This window comes from Ruegeria sp. CG3 (genome assembly GCF_056537205.1).
The window spans coordinates 949,361-969,368 of sequence record NZ_JBQFRC010000001.1 but is presented as its reverse complement, the minus strand read 5'-3'; the positions used below and the strand labels follow the sequence as shown (position 1 = coordinate 969,368).

21 protein-coding genes are annotated in these 20,008 nt (G+C 59.6%); 10 read left to right on the top strand and 11 right to left on the bottom strand.

Annotated elements, in window-relative coordinates:
• The first annotated feature begins 28 nt into the window (after nucleotides 1–28).
• Complete coding sequence (locus ACR0NB_RS04815; RefSeq protein WP_170528578.1) at nucleotides 29–940, top strand: LysR family transcriptional regulator; 912 nt, start codon at nucleotides 29–31, stop codon at nucleotides 938–940.
• Between the two features lies 1 nt (nucleotide 941).
• Here ACR0NB_RS04815 and phoB read toward each other — a convergent pair whose 3' ends face one another.
• The 7 genes from phoB to ACR0NB_RS04780 all read right to left on the bottom strand — a co-directional run bounded on the left by phoB (nucleotide 942) and on the right by ACR0NB_RS04780 (nucleotide 6,352).
• The gene (gene phoB, locus ACR0NB_RS04810) at nucleotides 942–1,631 is read right to left on the bottom strand and encodes a phosphate regulon transcriptional regulator PhoB (RefSeq protein WP_480775066.1); all 690 of its coding nucleotides are present in this window, start codon (nucleotides 1,629–1,631) and stop codon (nucleotides 942–944) included.
• Between the two features lie 12 nt (nucleotides 1,632–1,643).
• The gene (gene phoU, locus ACR0NB_RS04805) at nucleotides 1,644–2,345 is read right to left on the bottom strand and encodes a phosphate signaling complex protein PhoU (protein WP_093962068.1); all 702 of its coding nucleotides are present in this window, start codon (nucleotides 2,343–2,345) and stop codon (nucleotides 1,644–1,646) included.
• A 16-nt stretch (nucleotides 2,346–2,361) separates the two neighbouring features.
• Complete coding sequence (pstB, locus tag ACR0NB_RS04800) at nucleotides 2,362–3,141, bottom strand: phosphate ABC transporter ATP-binding protein PstB (RefSeq protein ID WP_260066122.1); 780 nt, start codon at nucleotides 3,139–3,141, stop codon at nucleotides 2,362–2,364.
• 70 nt (nucleotides 3,142–3,211) lie between these two features.
• The gene (locus ACR0NB_RS04795) at nucleotides 3,212–4,258 is read right to left on the bottom strand and encodes a sensor histidine kinase (RefSeq protein WP_170339160.1); all 1,047 of its coding nucleotides are present in this window, start codon (nucleotides 4,256–4,258) and stop codon (nucleotides 3,212–3,214) included.
• A 16-nt stretch (nucleotides 4,259–4,274) separates the two neighbouring features.
• Complete coding sequence (locus ACR0NB_RS04790; protein ID WP_480775065.1) at nucleotides 4,275–4,808, bottom strand: gamma carbonic anhydrase family protein; 534 nt, start codon at nucleotides 4,806–4,808, stop codon at nucleotides 4,275–4,277.
• Nucleotides 4,805–5,446 carry a guanylate kinase gene (gmk, locus tag ACR0NB_RS04785; protein ID WP_170357855.1) on the bottom strand — a complete coding sequence of 214 codons (642 nt, stop codon included), beginning with the start codon at nucleotides 5,444–5,446 and terminating at the stop codon, nucleotides 4,805–4,807. The genes ACR0NB_RS04790 and gmk overlap by 4 nt, the downstream gene beginning before the upstream one ends.
• Before the next feature lie 15 nt (nucleotides 5,447–5,461).
• Nucleotides 5,462–6,352 (bottom strand): YicC/YloC family endoribonuclease, encoded by an 891-nt coding sequence (locus ACR0NB_RS04780; protein WP_480775064.1) that lies wholly within the window; start codon nucleotides 6,350–6,352, stop codon nucleotides 5,462–5,464.
• Between the two features lie 237 nt (nucleotides 6,353–6,589).
• On the opposite strand from ACR0NB_RS04780, the gene ACR0NB_RS04775 reads away from it, so the two are divergent.
• Complete coding sequence (locus tag ACR0NB_RS04775) at nucleotides 6,590–7,264, top strand: PAS domain-containing protein (RefSeq protein ID WP_480775063.1); 675 nt, start codon at nucleotides 6,590–6,592, stop codon at nucleotides 7,262–7,264.
• Between the two features lie 54 nt (nucleotides 7,265–7,318).
• Here ACR0NB_RS04775 and ACR0NB_RS04770 read toward each other — a convergent pair whose 3' ends face one another.
• Nucleotides 7,319–8,689 carry a class II 3-deoxy-7-phosphoheptulonate synthase gene (locus tag ACR0NB_RS04770; protein ID WP_170339151.1) on the bottom strand — a complete coding sequence of 457 codons (1,371 nt, stop codon included), beginning with the start codon at nucleotides 8,687–8,689 and terminating at the stop codon, nucleotides 7,319–7,321.
• Between the two features lie 169 nt (nucleotides 8,690–8,858).
• Here ACR0NB_RS04770 and ACR0NB_RS04765 point away from each other — a divergent pair, with 169 nt between their 5' ends.
• Nucleotides 8,859–9,863, top strand: coding sequence for a GlxA family transcriptional regulator (locus ACR0NB_RS04765; protein ID WP_170338595.1), 1,005 nt, complete (start codon nucleotides 8,859–8,861; stop codon nucleotides 9,861–9,863).
• A 3-nt stretch (nucleotides 9,864–9,866) separates the two neighbouring features.
• Here the strand turns inward: ACR0NB_RS04765 and ACR0NB_RS04760 are convergent, their stop codons facing one another.
• Together ACR0NB_RS04760 and ACR0NB_RS04755 are read right to left on the bottom strand one after the other, a co-directional pair.
• Nucleotides 9,867–10,277 carry a hypothetical protein gene (locus ACR0NB_RS04760; protein WP_480775062.1) on the bottom strand — a complete coding sequence of 137 codons (411 nt, stop codon included), beginning with the start codon at nucleotides 10,275–10,277 and terminating at the stop codon, nucleotides 9,867–9,869.
• Nucleotides 10,278–10,309: 32 nt separating this feature from the next.
• Nucleotides 10,310–11,407: a PQQ-dependent sugar dehydrogenase gene (locus tag ACR0NB_RS04755; RefSeq protein WP_170338591.1), complete on the bottom strand. Its 1,098-nt coding sequence runs from the start codon at nucleotides 11,405–11,407 to the stop codon at nucleotides 10,310–10,312.
• A gap of 167 nt (nucleotides 11,408–11,574) precedes the next feature.
• Here ACR0NB_RS04755 and ACR0NB_RS04750 point away from each other — a divergent pair, with 167 nt between their 5' ends.
• From ACR0NB_RS04750 to ACR0NB_RS04720, 7 genes are all read left to right on the top strand, one after another.
• Nucleotides 11,575–12,756: an ABC transporter substrate-binding protein gene (locus tag ACR0NB_RS04750; RefSeq protein ID WP_170338589.1), complete on the top strand. Its 1,182-nt coding sequence runs from the start codon at nucleotides 11,575–11,577 to the stop codon at nucleotides 12,754–12,756.
• A 131-nt stretch (nucleotides 12,757–12,887) separates the two neighbouring features.
• The gene (locus ACR0NB_RS04745; RefSeq protein WP_093962961.1) at nucleotides 12,888–13,676 is read left to right on the top strand and encodes an ABC transporter ATP-binding protein; all 789 of its coding nucleotides are present in this window, start codon (nucleotides 12,888–12,890) and stop codon (nucleotides 13,674–13,676) included.
• Nucleotides 13,673–14,503 (top strand): ABC transporter ATP-binding protein, encoded by an 831-nt coding sequence (locus ACR0NB_RS04740; RefSeq protein ID WP_480753257.1) that lies wholly within the window; start codon nucleotides 13,673–13,675, stop codon nucleotides 14,501–14,503. The genes ACR0NB_RS04745 and ACR0NB_RS04740 overlap by 4 nt, the downstream gene beginning before the upstream one ends.
• 328 nt (nucleotides 14,504–14,831) lie before the next feature.
• Nucleotides 14,832–15,161 (top strand): hypothetical protein, encoded by a 330-nt coding sequence (locus ACR0NB_RS04735; protein ID WP_170371021.1) that lies wholly within the window; start codon nucleotides 14,832–14,834, stop codon nucleotides 15,159–15,161.
• Nucleotides 15,162–15,371: 210 nt separating this feature from the next.
• Complete coding sequence (locus ACR0NB_RS04730) at nucleotides 15,372–16,382, top strand: branched-chain amino acid ABC transporter permease (RefSeq protein ID WP_093962081.1); 1,011 nt, start codon at nucleotides 15,372–15,374, stop codon at nucleotides 16,380–16,382.
• A complete protein-coding gene (locus tag ACR0NB_RS04725) occupies nucleotides 16,379–17,692 on the top strand; it encodes a branched-chain amino acid ABC transporter permease (protein ID WP_170357869.1) in 1,314 nt (437 codons plus the stop codon). Before ACR0NB_RS04730 ends, ACR0NB_RS04725 begins: the two co-directional genes overlap by 4 nt.
• Nucleotides 17,693–17,880: 188 nt before the next feature.
• Nucleotides 17,881–18,135, top strand: coding sequence for a hypothetical protein (locus ACR0NB_RS04720; protein WP_093962083.1), 255 nt, complete (start codon nucleotides 17,881–17,883; stop codon nucleotides 18,133–18,135).
• A 42-nt stretch (nucleotides 18,136–18,177) separates the two neighbouring features.
• On the opposite strand, the gene ACR0NB_RS04715 is transcribed toward ACR0NB_RS04720, so the two are convergent.
• Entirely contained in the window at nucleotides 18,178–19,725 is a 1,548-nt protein-coding gene (locus ACR0NB_RS04715) for a helicase HerA-like domain-containing protein (RefSeq protein WP_480775061.1), read from the bottom strand.
• Between the last annotated feature and the right edge of the window lie 283 nt (nucleotides 19,726–20,008).

Here is a 20,008-nt window from a genome sequence, read left to right as displayed (position 1 = left end):
TGCAAGTTTTCATGAGTAAAACGCATGGATGGATACGCCTCGTCGACTTTTTCCGTCAATTTCTTCGCTTCGCGCGCTCGAAGCATTGGACAGGCTGGGGTCCGCCTCGGCCGCCGCGGAAGAGCTTGCGCTGACCCAGAGCGCCGTCAGCCGGCAACTGCAGACGCTCGAGACCCAGCTGGGCGTGCAGCTCATTCTGCGTGACAAAAAGCGATTGGCGTTGACGCCGGTGGCGCAGGAGTATGTCGCGGAAATACGACAAGGTCTGAACCAAATTGCGCAGGCCTCCCTGAAACTGCACGTCGCGCCAGTGGGTGGAACGCTGAATCTGGCAATCCTGCCGACATTCGGAATGCGATGGCTGGTGCCACGGCTGCCGGATTTCGCCCGTTTGCATCCTGACATCACGATCAACATGTCCACGCGTCTGAGGCCGTTCAACTTCTCATCAGAACCCTTTGATGCCGCGTTACATTTCGGGGAACCAGATTGGCCCGGAACCGAGCGTCTGCTGCTGAAGGTGGAAAGGGTTCTGCCGGTATGTGCCCCCTCGCTGCTGCCAGGAGGCGCGCCGGACGATCCGCGCGAATTGCTGAAACTGCCCCTGCTTCACATCCAGACCCGCCCGCGCGCCTGGCAAGACTGGTTCAAGCAAATGGGCGTTCCGCATACGGGCGCCCTGCCCGGCACGGTGCACGATCAGTTCACGACCATCAATCAAGCCGCCCTGCATGGGCTGGGCGTCGCCCTGCTGCCCAACTATCTGATCGAGCAAGACCTGGCGACCGGCAGGCTTGTTGCAGCCTGCAAGGATCCGGTTGAAACCATGGGGGCCTATTACCTGGTCTGGCCAAGCTCAAAGTCCGAAGATCCGACACTTCGGCACTTCCGTCACTGGTTGGCGTCTCAGGCCCAAAACGACGAAACACTGCCCAGATAGGCTAATCCAGCGCGTATCCAGCACCTCGAACCGTTCTAAGGGGGTCGGCTCCGCCAAACGCCGTCAACGCCTTGCGCAGTCGACCAATATGGACATCCACGGTGCGGGAATCGACATAGACGTCGCGCCCCCAGGCACGGTCCAATAGCTGATCGCGACTGAACACGCGCCCCGGCTTTTCCATGAAGGTGCACAGCAGCCGGAATTCGGTTGGCCCCATCCGGAGCGGCTTGCCCGCCCGACTGGCCTTGTGGCTTTCGAGGTCCACGACGATGTCGTGATATTCCAGGGTTTCCGCAGCCGCCGCCGGGCGTACCCGACGCAGTTGAGTTCGGATCCGCGCCATCAATTCCGCCATCGAATACGGTTTGGCCACATAGTCATCGGCCCCGGTCTCCAAACCGCGCACCTTGTCCGCCTCATCGGACCGCGCCGACAGCATGATGATCGGAATCGCGCGGGTCTGCGGGCGTGCCTTTAGCTGACGACACAGCTCAATCCCGCTGAGATTGGGCATCATCCAGTCAAGAACAATCAGATCAGGCGCCACCTCTTGAACCAGCACCAAGGCTTCTTCGCCGCTTGCCGCCTGAACCACTTCGTACCCGGCGGCCTGCATGTTGTAGGCCAGCACCTCGCGCAGCGCGGGCTCATCATCGACAATCAGGATAGTCGGCTGGCCCATTGGCATGCCGGTCACCTCTTACAGAGATTGCGAGGTGTTGTCTGCTTTCGGGCGGGCTTCGGTCGGCCGTTCGCCGGTCACCAGATAGATAACCTGTTCGGCAATGGCAGTGACGTGGTCGCCCATCCGCTCGATGTTCTTGGCGATGAAATGGAGATGCATGCAGGCCGTGATGTTGCGCGGGTCTTCTGCCATGAAGGTCAGCAACTCGCGGAACAGGCCGTTGTACATCTGGTCCACTTCCTGGTCCCGATCGATAACGTCACGGGCCAGTTCAGCATCCCGTTGAATATAGGCATCCAATGCGTCACGCAGCATCCGCTCGACTTCGCGCGCCATGCGGCGCAGTGCGGCGGTGCTGCCGCCGATCTGGTTGGCCTCGACCAGAATGGTGGTGCGCTTGGCGATGTTCTTTGCGTAATCGCCGATGCGTTCCAGGTTGGCCGAAACCTTGAGAACGGACAGCACCAACCGCAAATCGCCGGCGGTGGGCGCCCGCAGAGCGATTACCCGGGCGGTTTCTTCGTTGATCAGGTCCTCAAGCGCATCAATCGCCTTGTCGCCCTGCCGCACCTGCTGCGCCAGTTCCTCGTCCCGCGTTTCCAGCGAACGGGCCGCACCTGTGATCGCGGCCTCGACCAGACCACCCATTTTCATGATGTGGGCTTGAACCGCCTCAAGATCGCGGTCGAAGGCAGATGCAATATGTTGTTCGCTCATGGTCTTTTACCTGTTCTCAGCCGATGCGGCCGGTGATGTAGCTTTCGGTACGCGGGTCTTCGGGGTTGGTGAAGATTTGGGCGGTATCACCGAACTCGACAAGATTGCCCAAGTGAAAAAACGCCGTTTTCTGGCTGACGCGCGCCGCCTGTTGCATCGAATGGGTGACGATCACGACCGAAAACCTCTCACGCAGTTCATCAATCAGCTCTTCGACCTGGGCGGTGGCAATCGGGTCCAGTGCCGAACAGGGCTCGTCCATCAACAGAACTTCGGGTGCCGTGGCGATGGCGCGTGCGATACACAGGCGCTGTTGTTGCCCTCCTGACAGACCAGTGCCAGGGGCGTCCAGGCGATCCTTCACCTCGTCCCAGATGGCGCCGCGACGCAGGGATTTCTCGACGATCTCGTCAAGCTCGGCCTTGGTCTTCGCCAGACCGTGAATGCGCGGGCCGTATGCGATGTTGTCATAGATCGACTTTGGAAACGGGTTGGGTTTCTGAAACACCATGCCGACTTTGGCGCGCAGTTGCACGGGGTCGATCCGCTTGTCATAGATGTCTTCCCCATCCAGGCGGATTTCACCCTCGACCCGACAGATGTCGATGGTGTCGTTCATCCGGTTCAGACACCGCAAAAAGGTAGACTTGCCGCACCCCGAGGGCCCGATGAACGCCGTGACGGTCTTGTCCTGGATTTCTACATTCACGTCCTTGATGGCGTGCGTGTCACCATAGAACACGTTCACGTTCCTGGCTGAGACCTTGAGGGTTTCGGTTTCCAATGCGCTATCCACGGGTGGCGGGTCCTTCGTTTTTTGGTCCGAGTACTCGGCTTGACCGTTCCTAGCCTATCACGCGCCAGTCTTACATGGGCAAAATGACGGTGAACACCGCGCCCTTTCCCAAATCACTTTCCACCCGCAACCGACCGCGGTGGCGGTTGATGATGTGCTTGACGATAGCCAGGCCCAGCCCCGTCCCCCCCAACTCGCGCGAGCGGTGGCTGTCGGCGCGGTAAAACCGTTCGGTAAGTCGAGGCAGATGAACCGGATCGATGCCAGGGCCCTTGTCGATGACCCTCACCCGGGCGGCCGGTCCCCGGATCGCGGTATCCTGATCTGAAACCGTCACTTGCACATCGACACCGCCACCGCTGCCGCCATATTTGATCGCGTTTTCAATCAGGTTGGTGAAGACCTGCCGCAGCTGGTCATTGTCGCCCGGAAGGCGAACGGGGTTATCCGGGGCGCTCAGAGACAGGCAAACGCCCGCGTCATCCGCCAAGGGGCGCAACGTCTCGAGCGTCACGCGCAGCAGCTCGATCAGTTCAATCTGCTGCCTTGGCCGAACGCGCTCTTCGCTCTCGACCCGATTCAACGACAGCAGGTCACCGACCAGACGGTTCATCCGGTTGGCCTCGGCTGTCATGATCTTCAGGAATCTGTCCCGGGCCGCCGCGTCATCCTTCGCTGGTCCTTGCAAAGTCTCGATGAAGCCCATCAGAGCGGTCAGTGGGGTACGAAGTTCGTGGCTGACATTGGCAACGAAGTCACGGCGCATCTGGCTGGCCTGTTCAAGGTGGGTCACATCCATGAACGTTGCCAGAACCGCGCCACCGGAAACCGCGCCAACGCCCTGCATGTACCGACAGTGGACCTGAAACGCAGTGTCCTGTGCGCCGTCGTTCGCCAGATGCCGGCTGTTGGCCGGCCCCTTGCTCCGCAAGCTTTTCTCCATCGCTTCGATGACCTGCGGCTGTCGCAGGATCGTCGCAAAATGGCGACCGTCGATGTTTCGGCCCAACAGCGCACGCGCATCCGCGTTCGAGGCGATGATCCGCTCGGTCTGATCGACCATCAATGCGGGCATCGGCAAAGCAGAGACGACTTCGGCAAGCAGTTCGTTGCTCATGACCGGTTCACAGGACCTATGCGACGGGCGAAACGGGCGTCAGCGTTTCCCGGAACTTGCGCATGTTCTCTTGATAGTGGAGCGCGCTGAACGTGATCCGCCGGGCCGCCGCTTCGTCCAGTTGCCGGACCACCTTGCCAGGGGCTCCCATCACCAGAGAGTTGTCGGGGATCTCCTTGCCTTCCGTGATCAGGGCCCCTGCCCCGATCAGGCAGTTCCGGCCGATCTTCGCGCCGTTCAGGACGATGGCTCCCATACCAATCAGGCTGTTGTCACCGATAGTGCAGCCATGCAGCATCACTTTGTGGCCGATGGTGCAATTCTTTCCGATCGTCAGAGGAAAACCGGCGTCGATATGCATCACGCAGTTCTCCTGCACGTTGCTGCCCTCGCCCACGCGGATTTCTTCGTGATCGGCTCGGATCGTGCACCCGAACCAGACGGATGCACCTCGCTCCAGGACGACTTTGCCGATCAGGTTCGCGTCCGGTGCAACCCAGCTGTCTTCGTGGATCTGCGGGACGTCCCGTCCCAATGCGTAAATGGTCATGACATGCTCTCGAATTCGTATTGCAAGGCGCGGACGTGATCCTGCAACCGGGGCTGCTGAATACGGCGCATCCGCTCGGCGCTGACGATCGTCTTCAGCTTTTCCTCGGTTGCGGCCAGATCGTCATTGATCAACACATAGTCGTAGTAGCCCCAATGACTGATTTCGTCCCAGCTTTTCATCATGCGCTTGGAAATGACGTCGGCGCTGTCCTGACCACGGGTTTCAAGCCGGCGGCGCAGCTCTTTGATCGATGGCGGTAGAATGAAAATAGACAAAGCATGTTTGCCCAGCTCGGAATTCCGGATCTGCACTTCACCCTGCCAGTCCACGTCAAACAGCACGTCACGCCCGCTCTGGATCGCTTCGCGCACTGGTCCAGCTGGTGAGCCGTAGAAATTGCCGAACACATGGGCATGTTCCAGCATCTGCCCATTTGATACCTGCTGGCGGAAATCATCTTCGCTGAGAAAATAGTACTCGCGTCCATGTTCCTCACCTGGGCGCGGGGCGCGGGTAGTGGCCGAGATCGAAAACTCGAGATCGGTGTCCCACTCCATCAGGCGACGGGCCAAAGTGGATTTTCCGGCACCCGAGGGCGACGAAAGGATGATGAGTAGACCGCGGCGATCCGCCATTACACTTTTCCTTGTTTATTCAACATTTTGCACCTGTTCTCTCAACTGATCGATCACCGCCTTCAACTCCAGGCCGATCGTTGTCAGGTCCGAATTCTGGGATTTTGAGCACAGCGTGTTGGCCTCGCGGTTGAACTCCTGCATAAGGAAATCCAGCTTGCGGCCCACCGGGGCCTCTTGTTCCAGCAGAGCGCGCGCGGCTACGACATGGGCGGCCAGGCGGTCCAGTTCTTCGGTGATGTCCGCCTTGACCGCGATCAGGGCCAACTCCTGCGCCACCCGGTCGGGATCGGCGCCCTGGCTGTTTTCCATTACCCGCGCAAGGTTCTGGCGCAGAGTGTCGGCCATGGCTTCCTTGCGCCGCTCGGCCAGCTCGCTGGCCTGCTCGGTCAGGGTCTGGATCTGATCCAACTGGGCCGACAGGACGGAAGCCAAGGCTTGCCCCTCATCCTGGCGCATTGTCACAAACTCGGCCAGCAGACTGCCAAATTCGGATTTCAACGCCTCGAACAGCGGCGCGGGATCGTCGTCTTCGGCTGCTGCGTCCAGCATCCCCTTGAGCATCAGCAGATCACTGGCTTTTGACGGTGCAAGCGCGACGCCCTTGTTGACCGCCAATTCCTCGGCCCGCGCCAACGCATCCAGCGCGGCGCTCATTGCGCCTTCGTTCAGCTTCAGTTCCGCGGCGGTTTCTTCGCGGGCGACGCGCAGGTTCAGCGTCACGTTGCCCCGGCTGATCTGTTTGGACATATCCGCGCGCAGCGCAGCCTCAAGTCCTGTCAGCCAGTCCGGCACCCGCAACCGCATGTCCAGTCCCTTGCCGTTGACACTGCGCAGCTCCCAGCTCCAGCTGTGCGGCCCCAATGCGCCCTTTCCGGATGCAAAACTGGTCATGGATTTGATCATGCCTGCCCTTTCCCACCGCTGCGCAGCCTTGTTCTGCTGCACCTAAAGCTATCGTACCCCATAGGGCAAGACCTTGCCGGATGTGCAATTCATCGCAAGAAGTTAACCATTCCTTAAAGATTTGGTCCAAAATTGAATAAACCCGTGTCAATCTGTCAGTCGAAGGATGGGTCGGCCGCTATCGCTTTGCATGGCGCACGGACCGGATGGCCGCCAATCGACACGAGGTGCATGGTAATGAAAACCTTCTTCTGGAATGGTTCCGGGTCGAAAGCTGGAAAGATCATCGCAATGGATCGCTTTGACAGTGGGCGCAGTCTGTCCCCCATCCGTCAGGCTGAGGCGTATTGGACCGCGCTGCTGAGTGGCGACGGCGTTCCCAAGCGTTCCCAGATCGACCCACGCGGCCTCGAAAACATTCTGGAATACACGTTCATTCTGGAACGCATCGCGCCCGGCCTCGCCCGGTTTCGACTGGCGGGAAGTCATCTGAACAAGATCGCGGGGATGGAGGTGCGCGGAATGCCTCTGACCGCCTTCTTTGATCCCAGCGCCCGTGATCAGGTGTCAGAGGCACTGGAAGAGGTGTTCGCCGCTCCGGCGATCGGTGAGTTCAGCCTTGTTTCAAAAGGCAAGCTCGGCCGGACGCGGCTGCAGGCCCGCATGATCCTGTTGCCCCTCAGAAGCGATCTGGGGGATGTCAGCCGGGTGCTGGGTGTGATGGTCAGCGATGGCGCGATCGGCGCTACGCCGCGACGGTTCGGAATCGAGGACACTCGGATCCGCACACTGGTGAACATTCAGGATCAGGCCCACAACAGCCGGCCTTTCGAGGCGGGCTTTGCCGAGGATCAGGCCGATTTCCAGAGACCGGCGAAACACCTGCGGCTGGTCTTCTCTCGCGACGAGTGAAAAGCAGAACGGCGGACCCGAGGGCCCGCCGTTTGCGTTTCAATCCGACATGCCTCAGCTTGCCGCGCGGTCCTTTCGGTCACGGCGCAGGTTGGTCAGCTCTTCAGCCACCAGGAACGCCAGCTCCAGCGACTGCGATGCGTTCAGGCGCGGGTCGCAGGCGGTGTGGTAGCGGTCCGACAGGTCCTCTTCGCTGACGGCGCGGACGCCGCCGGTGCATTCGGTCACGTCCAGACCGGTCATCTCGAAATGCACGCCGCCGGGGATCGTGCCCTCGGCCTGATGCACGCCGAAGAAATCCCGCACCTCGCGCAGGACCGATTCGAACGGACGGGTCTTGTAGCCGGTGGCCGACTTGATCGTGTTGCCGTGCATCGGGTCGCAGACCCAGGTCACCTTGGCGCCCTCTTCCTTGACGGCCTTGATCAGGCGCGGCAGGTGCTCGCCCGCCTTGCCCGCGCCGAAGCGCGCGATCAGGGTCAGGCGGCCTTCTTCGTTGTCCGGGTTCAGCTTGGACATCAGAACCTTGAGGTCTTCGGCCGTTGTCGTCGGGCCGCATTTCAGACCGATCGGGTTCAGCACGCCGCGACAGAATTCGACATGCGCGCCGTCGGGCTGACGGGTGCGGTCGCCGATCCAGATCATATGGCCCGAGCCGGCCAGCCATTTGCCCGAAGTCGAATCCAGTCGCGTCAGCGCTTCTTCATACTCCAACAGCAGTCCTTCGTGGCTGGTGTAGAACTCGACGGTCGAGAATTCATGCGTGGTATCCGCGGTGATGCCGGCGGCCTCCATGAAGTCGATCGTGTCCTGAATGCGGTCGGCGATCTCGGAATACTTCTGCACGTCCTGTTCGTTGGTGAAGCCCAAGGTCCAGGAATGCACACGGCTCATGTCCGCGAAACCGCCGGTCGAGAACGCGCGCAGCAGGTTCAGAGTGGCTGCAGCCTGGGTATAGGCCTGCAGCATCTTTTCCGGGTTCGGGATACGTGCTTCGGGCGTGAAGGCCAGTTCGTTGATGATGTCACCACGGTAGCTGGGCAGTTCCACACCATCGATCACTTCGGTCGGCGCGCTGCGCGGCTTGGCGAACTGGCCAGCCATACGGCCCACCTTGACCACCGGAACCTTGGCACCATAAGTCAGAACCATCGCCATCTGCAGCATCACCTTGAAGGTGTCGCGGATCGCATCGGCGCTGAACTGGTCGAAGCTTTCGGCGCAGTCCCCACCCTGCAGCAGGAAGGCCTCGCCACGGCCGGCCGCGCCCAAGTGCTGTTTCAGACGCCGGGCCTCGCCCGCAAAAACCAGCGGGGGATACTGCGAAAGCTTGGCCTCGACTTTGGCCAGCGCGGCCGCGTCGGTATAGTCTGGCATCTGAACCCGCGGCTTGCTGCGCCAGTTCGTTTTTTGCCACTCGGTCATAGCTTTGATCTCCGCTGAGGTAATTCAGGTGGTCTCTATACAAAATCCATAGACCAGAGACCATATCCGATTTGCGCCTCTTGACGTCGGAAACAAGCTTTGAGCATGGTGTCGGTCAAATTCGCCGCAGGCCTCGGGCCTCGGCCCGCCGAATCAAGGACAGTTCGCCATGCAAGAGCAACGCCAAGTTGTCACTGTGGACAAGCGCGCGGCCAAGCCGCTCAATTTCGTATTCGTGTTGCTCGACAAGTTTTCGTTGCTGTCTTTTGCCTCGGCACTGGACAGCCTTCGGATTGCCAATCGGATGGCGGATCAGCAGATCTATACCTGGTCGCTGGCCGGTGAAGGCGGAGAGGTGGTCAGCTGCTCGGCCGGGACGACGTTCGAGCTTGACCGCGACCTGGACGAACTGCAGCGGGACGAGGTGATCCTTGTATGTGGCGGCGTCGATGTTCAGGCGGCGACCACCAAAAAGGTTCTGAACTGGCTGCGCCGCGAGGCCCGCAAAGGTCTGAAGATCGGTGGCTTGTGCACAGCCGCCTATACCCTTGCCAAAGCCGGCCTGCTGGACGGCAAACGCGCCACCATCCACTGGGAAAACGCCGACAGCTTTGCGGAAGAGTTCGAAAACGTCGAACTGACGAAATCCGTCTTTCTGATCGACGGCAACCGGATGACAACGGCTGGTGGCACCTCGTCAATCGACCTGATGCTGAAGCTGATTGCCGATGACTACGGTGAAGAGTTGGCTAACGCCGTAGCTGACCAGATGATCTATTCCTCTATCCGCACCGATCAGGACACCCAGCGCCTTTCGACGCCCACGCGGATCGGTGTGCGCCACCCCAAGCTGAGCCAGGTCATCCTGATGATGGAGAAGAACATCGAGGAGCCGATTTCGCCCTCGATCCTGGCCAAGGATGTTGGCATGTCGACCCGCCAGCTCGAGCGGCTGTTCCGCCGGTATCTGAGCCGTTCGCCCAAGCGCTATTACATGGAATTGCGGCTGCACAAGGCGCGCAACCTGCTGATGCAGACCGACATGAGCGTGATCAACGTGGCCTTGGCCTGCGGTTTTGCCAGCCCCAGCCATTTCTCGAAATGCTACCGCGCGCATTACAACACCACGCCCTATCGCGAGCGTGGAACGCAGAGTGGACGGCTGTCGGTCTGACACCTAGAACTTCGCCAGAATGGACTCGGCGCTGGTGTTGATGCTGAACTGCAGAACCATCACGCCGTCGTCGCGTTGGTGCAGAAGAGCGTAAAAGTAGAGATAGCTGTTCTTGTCGTTCCAGTAGATCCGCATTTCCTGCGCGAACCCGTTCTCAAGCTCGACCCGTTTGGCAACGTCGGCATTGGTCAGGTAGTACGGAACAAGGTCACGTAGCTGCCCTTGCAGGACTTGCATCTGCTGCGGCGTGTATTCGTCGGCGCCGCCCAACCGGTTGATGACGTTCGAGAACTCGCGGTTCTTGATCTTGGTGTCGACGAAGGCTTCGTAATCGGCATAGGTCGCAAAGACCTCGTCGGCCGCGGCGGGAAGTGTCGAAAGGGACAAAAATATTGCTGCGAGAATGCGGAACATCTCAATCCTCTTAGAAGTGTATCGCTGCACTCCTAGGACGAACGGGAAATCCTGTAAACCGCACCCTGCCCGACCGAGATGAACCAGATCGCCCCATCCGGGGCCTGCACGATGTCACGGACCCGTTCGGTCTCGGGGCCTTTGATCTGCTCGACCTCGCGCAACGGGTTGCCGGACAGCCGTGCGATATAGTCGAATTTCAGCGAACCCACGAAGATGTCACCCTGCCATTCGGGAAACATCCCGCCGGAATAGACCATCAAGCCCGACGGCGCGATGGACGGATCCCAATACAAGCGCGGCTGTTCCATTCCGGCCTTGCTGGTGCCTTCGCCGATCTTCTCTCCGGAATAATGCGTCCCGTAGGAAATGACCGGCCAACCGTAGTTGGCGCCGGGTTTCACAAGGTTCACTTCGTCCCCGCCCTTGGCGCCATGTTCCGAGACCCACAACCGGCCACTCGTATCAATATCAGCGCCTTGCGGATTGCGATGACCAAAGGACCAGATCTCGGGGCGGATGCCTTCTTGCGCGACAAACGGATTATCCGCCGGGATCGAGCCATCGCGGTTGATCCGAATAACCGTCCCCATGTGGTTCGAGCGGTCCTGTGCGGTCGGCCTGTCGCCACGATCCCCCAAAGTGATGAACAGCGTCCCGTCCTGCGCCTCGACCACGCGCGATCCGAAATGCCGGCCACCCGAGCCGCCGGGAACCGCTTCGAATATCACCTTCAGGTTGGTCAGCCGCTTGCCGTTCTCGGACAGGCGCGCCACGGCAACCGCCGTACCGGCCCCGCCGCTCTGTGGCTTCGAGAATGTGAGAAACACCTCTCTGGTGCGGTCAAAATCGCGGGCGATGGTTACGTCCAGCAGACCGCCCTGCCCTTGCGCCGCGACTTTCGGAACGCCCCGTACCTTGGTGGCCTTGCCGTCACGCGCCAAAAGCAACTGGCCGTCGCGCTCGGTAACCAAAAAACTGCCATCAGGCAGCAGGCCGATCGCCCAGGGCGTATCGAGGCCGGCAAGCATGGTCGTCACCGAGACCTCGCCTGCGGATGTCTTCAATGACTCGCCCGACGCGACGCTGCCGCAAATCATCAGAATGAGAATCGTGAAAACCCTGATCATATCTATCGCTCCAATCCCGGTCAGAATGAGCCGCCCGGGAACCAAACCCTAGAAAACAAATAGAGTTGTTCAGCCAAAAGACACATTCCTGTTTGGACTTTTCTTTTCTGAACAGCTTGCCTAGGGTCTTGCTCAGAACGAATACGTTCCAACAAGGGAGTAACCTAATGAAAAAGCTGCTTACTGCGACTGCAGCAACCGCATTGCTGGCCGGTGCCGCAATGGCCGAAGACGTCAAACTGGGCGTTCTGTTCGGATTTACCGGGCCGATTGAATCACTGGCCCCGGCAATGGGTTCGGGCGCTGAACTGGCGATGGCCGAAGTGACCGAATCCGGCAAGCTGCTGGGCGGCGCCACCGTCACCCCGTCGCGCGCCGATACCGGCTGCATCGACAACGGCCTGGCCACCTCGAACGGCGAACGCATGATCGCCGATGGCGTCGCCGGCATCATCGGCGGCGACTGCTCGGGTGTAACTGGCGCAATCCTGCAGAACGTCGCTATTCCGAATGGCATGGTCATGATCTCGCCGTCAGCGACCTCACCCGGTCTGTCGACGATGGAAGACAACGGGCTGTTCTTCCGCACCGCCCCGTCGGATGCGCGTGAAGGTCAGGTTATGGCTGACATTCTGAAAGACCGCGGCATCAACTCGATCGCTCTGACCTATACCAACAACGACTACGGCAAAGGTCTGGCCGACGCGATCCAGTCGTCGTTCGAGGCCGTGGGCGGTGAAGTGACCATCGTTGCAGCACATGAAGACGGCAAAGCGGACTATTCGGCCGAAGTCGGCGCACTGGCCTCGGCGGGTGGGGACATCCTCGTGGTTGCCGGTTACCTGGATCAGGGTGGTCTGGGCATCATCCAGTCCGCTCTGGACAGCGGCGCGTTCGACACGTTCGGTCTGCCGGGCGGCATGATCGGTGACTCGCTGCCTGCGAATGTCGGCCCCGATCTGGACGGCTCGTTTGGTCAGATCGCCGGTTCCGGCGGTGAAGGCGCCGAGAAATATTTCGCGATGGCCGAAGCCGCGGGCTTTGACGGCTCGTCGCCCTACTCGCCTGAAAGCTATGACGCAGCCGCGCTGTTCATGCTGGCCATGCAGGCCGCAGGGTCGGCCGATCCGGCCCAATACGGTGGCAAGATCCTGGATGTGGCCAACGCCCCCGGCGAGAAGATCTATCCGGGTGAACTGGCCAAGGGTCTGGAACTGTTGGCCGCTGGTCAGGACATCGACTATGTCGGCGCTTCGGGTGTCGAACTGATCGGTCCGGGCGAAAGCGCTGGGTCCTACCGCGAGATCGAAGTGAAAGACGGCAAGAACGAGACCGTCAAGTTCCGTTGATCCGTCAGCTGACCGCATGATACCAAGCAGCCCGGGCCTTGTGCCCGGGCTGTTTCAATGACAAAAGGCGCCACCTTATCTTGGGGATGGGGCAACACGAAGAACCGCGAAAGCCGCGGACAGGGGAGCACATGATCGTCGTCGAGGACGTGCACAAGCATTTCGGCGGTTTCCACGCGGTGGACGGGGCATCGCTGGAGATCGAAAAGGGCTCGATTACCGGCCTGATCGGCCCGAACGGAGCCGGAAAAACCACTCTTTTCAATGTGATCGCGGGTGTTCTGCCTCCGACCAGCGGCAAGGTCTGGATGGATGGCGAAGACATCACCGGCCTGCCGCCCCATGATCTGTTTCACAAGGGGCTGTTGCGCACCTTCCAGATAGCGCACGAGTTCTCGTCGATGACATGCCGCGAAAACCTGATGATGGTCCCCGGTGGCCAATCCGGTGAATCGCTGTGGAACACATGGTTCGGCCGCAAGCGGATTGCGGATGAGGAACGCGCCCTGCGCGCCAAGGCCGACGAGGTGCTGGAGTTCCTTACCATCGAACATTTGGCCGACCACAAGGCGGGTCAGGTCTCGGGCGGCCAGAAAAAGCTGCTGGAACTGGGCCGCACGATGATGGTGGACGCCAAGATCGTGTTCCTGGATGAGGTTGGCGCAGGCGTGAACCGTACCCTGCTGATGACCATCGCCGACACGATCCTTCGGCTGAACAAGGAACGCGGCTATACCTTCGTCGTGATCGAACACGACATGGATTTCATCGGCAAGATCTGCGATCCGGTGATCTGCATGGCCGAGGGCAAGGTTCTGGCGCAAGGCACGCTGGACGAGATCAAGGCCAACGAGCACGTCATCGAGGCCTATCTGGGCACTGGGCTCAAGAACAAAGACCAGTTGGAGGCCGGGGCATGAGCGACAATCCCTATCAGGACGACAAGGGCAACAAGGACGCCTCGATTACCAACACGCATGGCATCGGCACAATGACGCCGGCCCATCGGGTCAGCGGCAAGACCCACCGGGTAGAAGGCGGTCCATTCCTGATCGGTGACACCATGACCGGCGGGTACGGCAAAGGCCCCGACATTCTGCACGATTGCACGATCGCCGTGGACAAGGGCGAAATCGCCGTGATCGTCGGCCCCAACGGTGCTGGCAAATCCACCGCGATGAAGGCCGTCTTCGGCATGCTGGACGTGCGCGCCGGATCGGTGCGGCTGGATGGCGAGGACATCACCAGCCTCAGCCCGCAGGACCGGGTGATCAAAGGCATGGGCTTTGTGCCCCAAACGCAGAACATTTTCACCTCGATGACGGTTCAGGAAAATCTGGAAATGGGCGCGTTCATCCGCACGGATGATTTCTCGGACACGATGGAACAGGTGTTCGAGCTGTTCCCGATCCTGCGAGACAAACGCAACCAGGCGGCGGGTGAGCTCTCGGGCGGACAGCGCCAACAAGTGGCCGTCGGCCGCGCGCTTATGACCAAGCCCAAAGTGCTGATGCTGGACGAACCGACTGCGGGCGTTTCGCCGATCGTGATGGATGAGCTGTTCGACCGCATCATCGAAGTGTCGCGCACCGGCCTTCCGATCCTGATGGTGGAACAGAATGCCCGCCAGGCACTTGAGATCGCCGACAAGGGCTATGTGCTGGTCCAAGGCCGCAATGCATACACGGGAACCGGTAAGGAACTGCTGGCGGACGAGGAAGTGCGCAAGTCGTTTTTGGGCGGCTAACCGACGGTTTTCAGAATTCGGTTTTTTCATGGGGCCGGTCGGGATTCTCGGCTGGCCCTTTTGCTTGATCGCTTTGCGCAAAATTGAAGGCCAGAAGATGGCAATCGGTGTTTCCGGCCACACCCTTCTTCCTGAGAACCCTTATTAGGCATCTGAAAAATATAAATTATTTCCTGGCAGCGCACCGGTTCAAAAAGCCTGTGGAATTTCTCGGAATGCCAATCTGCTGCTTTAATCAGGTCAAATTTCAAAAATATCGCTGCGCCCGAACCACTACACCAATCCCCGAAACGCGCCCCGGTTGGGGGCACAGAAATTGGAAGTCAAAATGAAGAAATGGATGATCGCCGCACTGGTCGCACACGTGGCAACTGGCGCTGTGGCTCAGCAACGCGAGTTTGTGTGCATATCGGATATTGATGGAACCGAGTACCGGCTGACACGGCTTGAAGGCGAGCAAAAGGGATCGGTCAAATTCGGTGACACGACCGGGGATGCTCAGGTATTTCCTGGCCTGAACAACATGACGTTCATCCTGGCGACCGAACAGCATGTCATGACCTTCTTCGTCAAAAGCCCTGATCTGTCCTACAACCTGTCCATTCGCCGTCCGGTCCTTCAGAATGACCGTGGTCAATGCACGGAAACCGGAGCCTAGTCCCGCAATCATCTGCGATTTCAGGCCGCGTCCCACATGGTGGCGCGGTCTTTTTCTTTCGGGGATCGGCAGACGGTTGGAGCGCGTGTGATGAATGTCCGCCAAACCGCATAAAAACATGCACAAAGCCGCAAAAATCATGCTCCAAATTGTTGTGTCTTTTGTCGGCGTCATGCCATAAAGCCGCACCCGGACAGTGAGAAGAACATAATGGACCTACTGAATGCGCTTGTTGCGCTTGCGAACTTTGTGATCGTGCCTGCGGTTGCCTATGGCAGCCAGTTGGCACTTGGGGCGCTGGGGGTCACCCTGATCTACGGCATCCTGCGGTTTTCCAACTTTGCCCACGGGGATACGATGGCCTTCGGCGCAATGATTGCCGTGCTGGTCACCTGGGGTCTTCAGGCCGCAGGGATCGGGTTCGGGCCCCTGCCGACGGCGCTTCTGGCGCTTCCGTTTGCGATCCTGGGGTGCATCCTTCTGGTGCTGATCACCGACAGGCTGGTCTATCGGTTCTACCGCGAGCAAAAGGCCAAACCTGTGATCCTGGTGATCGTGTCCATGGGCGTGATGTTCATCATGAATGGGCTGGTGCGCTTCATCATCGGCCCCGATGACCAAAGGTTCTCGGATGGGGCACGGTTCCTGATTTCTGCGCGGGATTTCAAAAAGATGACCGGGCTGGATGAGGGGCTTGCGATCAAGACCTCGCAGGGTATCACCGTGATCGTCGCCGTCGTTGCCGTCGCCTTGCTGTTCTGGTTCCTCAACAAGACCCGCACCGGTAAGTCGATGCGCGCTTATTCCGACAACGAGGATCTGGCCTTGTTGTCCGGCATCAACCCGGAACGTGTGGTGATGATCACCTGGATCATCGTTGCGGCACTGGCCACGACGGCCGGGGTTCTCTATGGGCTGGACAAGAGCTTCAAGCCATTCGTCTATTTCCAGCTGCTTCTGCCGATCTTTGCCTCGGCCATCGTGGGCGGATTGGGTAACCCGATTGGGGCTATCGCAGGCGGATTCATTATCGCCTTTTCCGAAGTCACGATCACTTATGCCTGGAAGAAGGTGCTGACCTACCTTGCCCCGGAAAGCCTCGAACCTTCGGGCCTGGTGCAGTTCCTTTCCACCGATTACAAATTCGCCGTCAGCTTCGTCATTCTGCTGATCGTGCTTCTGTTCAAGCCAACAGGTCTGTTCAAGGGGAAAGCGGTATGAACGAAGCAGTCAAAAACACCCTGCTTTTCGTGATTGTCGGCGGGCTGATCCTGCTGACCGGTTTCGTTCAAAGCTGGAACACGGCGATCTTGATTCTGAACATGGGTCTGATTTCCGCGATCATGGCGATCGGTGTGAACCTGCAATGGGGCTTTGCCGGACTGTTCAATGTCGGCGTCATGGGTTTTGTTGCGCTGGGCGGACTTGCGGTTGTGCTGGTCTCTACCCCTCCGACACCCGGAGCCTGGTCCGCGGGCGGATACGGGATCGTGCTGGCGCTTCTGCTGGGGGCGGCGACCGTTGTCGCAGCCGTGATGGCCGCGCAAAAAATGCCCAAGGGCCGGGCACGAACGCTGGCGATCATCGCAATCCTCGTCGTCGGGTTCTTCGTCTATCGCGCGGTGTTCGACCCGAGCATCGCAGCCGTCGAAGCCATCGACCCAGCCATTGCCGGAAATATCGGCGGGCTGAATCTTCCAGTGCTGCTTGCATGGCCGGCGGGAGGGCTGTTGGCCGCGGGCGCTGCCTGGCTGATTGGCAAGACGGCGTTGGGTCTGCGCTCGGACTACCTTGCGATTGCCACGCTGGGCATCGCCGAGATCATCATTGCGATCATGAAAAACGAGGACTGGCTGGCCCGAGGGGTCAAGAACGTCTACGGCATCCCCCGCCCCTCACCTATCGTGGGCTATGAGATTGACCTGCAGAGCGACCCGTCCTTCGTCGAACGTGCAGCCTCATTCGGGCTGGACCCGGTGACCGCTTCGACCCTGTGGGTGAAACTGGGTTATGCATTCCTGTTCCTGATCGTGCTTCTCATCCTGCTCTGGATGGCTCAGATGGCGCTCAAAAGCCCGTGGGGCCGCATGATGCGCGCGATCCGCGACAACGAGGTCGCCGCCGAAGCCATGGGTAAGGACGTCACCCGCCGTCATCTGCAGATCTTCGTTCTGGGCTCGGCCATCTGTGGCATTGCCGGGGCGATGATGACGACGCTGGACGGCCAGCTGACACCCAGCGCCTACCAACCGCTCCGGTTCACCTTCCTTGTCTGGGTGATGGTGATCGTCGGCGGTTCCGGTAACAACTTCGGCTCGGTCCTGGGGGCCTTTCTGATCTGGTTCCTGTGGGTCGAGGTCGAACCGATCGGTCTGTGGCTTATGAACCTGATCACTTCCAGCATGCCAGATGGCAGCGCGCTTAAGGCCCACCTGATCGAAAGCACGGCACATATGCGCCTGTTCACGATGGGGCTTATCCTGCTGATTGTTCTCAGATTCAGCCCAAGGGGCCTGATCCCCGAGAAGTAGACATCTTTCATCACGAAACCGTCAGGCCGCGCCATGCGAATGGCGCGGTTTCTTGATTGCGGCTTGAAAAATCAATAGACGCATTCACACTCTATGAACCATATCGGCGCATATTGTTCGAAACACCACTCACCTGATGCGCCGATCTTAACGAGTAAACTCTGACCCAGAAGAAAAGTTCTTGCACCATGAAGACTTCCACAAAGAAAATTGCCCTTATGGTTCCGGTACTGGCTGTTGTGGCCGGATGTATCCCGAGCCCACGTGAACTGGAAACCACACCCGTCCAGGTACAGACGCCCAAGGGCGTCGTGACCTGCCAACTGTATCGTCAGGATCGGGTTGACTGGGATCGTGCGATTGATTTCCCGGCCACCAAGATGTCGGTTCCCGAAGCTGACGCCTATTGCCAGCAGGAAGGACAGCGGCGCCTCAAGCGCTGACGCGGCACGCCCCGCCAGTTCCGGCTGGCAGGGCGATGAAACTCAACGGTTGCGAAACAGCCCGCCCAGAATGCCGCGAACGATGCGGCGTCCTGTGGTTCCTTTCAGCTCTTTGATGACTGCCTCGCTCATGGCAGAGGCAAAGCTGTCCTGCTTTCGGACCGATCGCGCAGACGATCGCCCTACCCTGCTGCCGCTGTATCTGCGCGCCGCCGAATACTCCCGCTCGGACACCGACCGGGTGTCGTCTTGCTCCTCGGGTTCGGCTTCCTCGGCCTCGGCCGCGGCCTTCGCCGCGCGCGCCTGCAGGATTTCGAATGCCGATTTGCGATCTAGAAACGTTTCGTACTTTCCGGCCATCGGAGACGCCGCCATCACAGCCTTGCGCTCGGCGTCGGTAATCGGGCCCAGTTGTGAACCCGGCGGACGTATCAATGTTCGCTCGACCATACCGGGGGCGCCCTTTCGTTCGAGCATCGAGGTCAACGCCTCGCCCACTCCGACCTCCCGGATCGCGGTTTCCGTGTCGAAGGCCGGGTTTTCCCGATAGGTTTCCGCGGCCAGCCGCAAATTCTTGCGATCCCGCGCGGTGAAGGCGCGCAAAGCATGTTGGACGCGATTGCCCAACTGCCCGAGGATATCTTCGGGAATGTCGGCCGGGTTCTGAGTAATGAAGTAAACCCCAACGCCTTTGGATCGGATCAATCGCGCGACCTGCTCGACCTTGTCCACCAGAACCTTGGGCGCATCGTCGAACAGCAGATGAGCTTCGTCGAAGAAAAAGACCAGCTTGGGCTTGTCGGGATCGCCGACTTCGGGAAGTTCCTCAAACAGTTCGCTCAGCAGCCACAAAAGGAACGTGGCATACAGCCCGGGCGCGCCCATCAGCTTGTCAGAAGCCAGGATGTTGACCATCCCGTGGCCGTTTTCATCCAGGCGCATCAAATCCGACAGTTCGAGCGCGGGCTCACCAAACAGCCGTGCGCCGCCTTGGTTTTCCAACACCAGCAATCGTCGCTGTATGGCACCGATCGAAGCGGTCGAGACATTTCCATAACGCAAGGACAGCTGCGACCGGTTTTCACCAATCCAGACCAGAAGAGCCTGCAGGTCCTTGAGATCCAGCAGCGGCATCCCTTCTTCATCCGCAACCCGGAAGGCGATGTTCAGCACACCTTCCTGCGCTTCGCTCAGGTCCAGAAGCCGGGAAAACAACAGCGGCCCCATCTCGGTAACCGTTGTCCGGACAGGGTGGCCCTGCTCACCAAACAGATCCCAGAACGTGACTGGGCACGCGGCATAGGAATAGTCGGCAAACCCGATGCGCTGGGCGCGGTCCATGAAGGCCTGGTGCAACTTGTGATCGGGGCTGCCGGGACGCGCCAGTCCGGACAGGTCACCTTTGACGTCAGACAGGAAAACAGGAACGCCCTGCTGCGAGAACCCTTCGGCCAGGATCTGCAGGGTCACGGTCTTGCCCGTCCCCGTTGCACCGGCAATCAGACCGTGCCGGTTTGCATATTTCAGCGTCAAACCCTGCGGCTGCTTGTATTCAACACCGCCACCGCCGACAAAAACGTTTTCCGTCATATTGATACGTCCCAAAACTTAGCGTCCCGGCACCACCATACAAACTTAACCTTTGACTGCGATAGTGATTTTGCCCGCCTCGCAATTCCCTCGTGTGGTGGGCAAACTTCCTCCCTGTCGACTGGCTGTGCTTTCGGGCACAGCCCTTTTTTTGAAATTGCCAAGTTTCTGCTTGTGGAAACATTAAATTTCGCTGTTAGCAGTTGACCACTGGGTTCGCCTCTCGTAACGTTCGGGCATAACTAAGTCGGCCAGTCCGACGGGGAGATACATTGATTGAAGG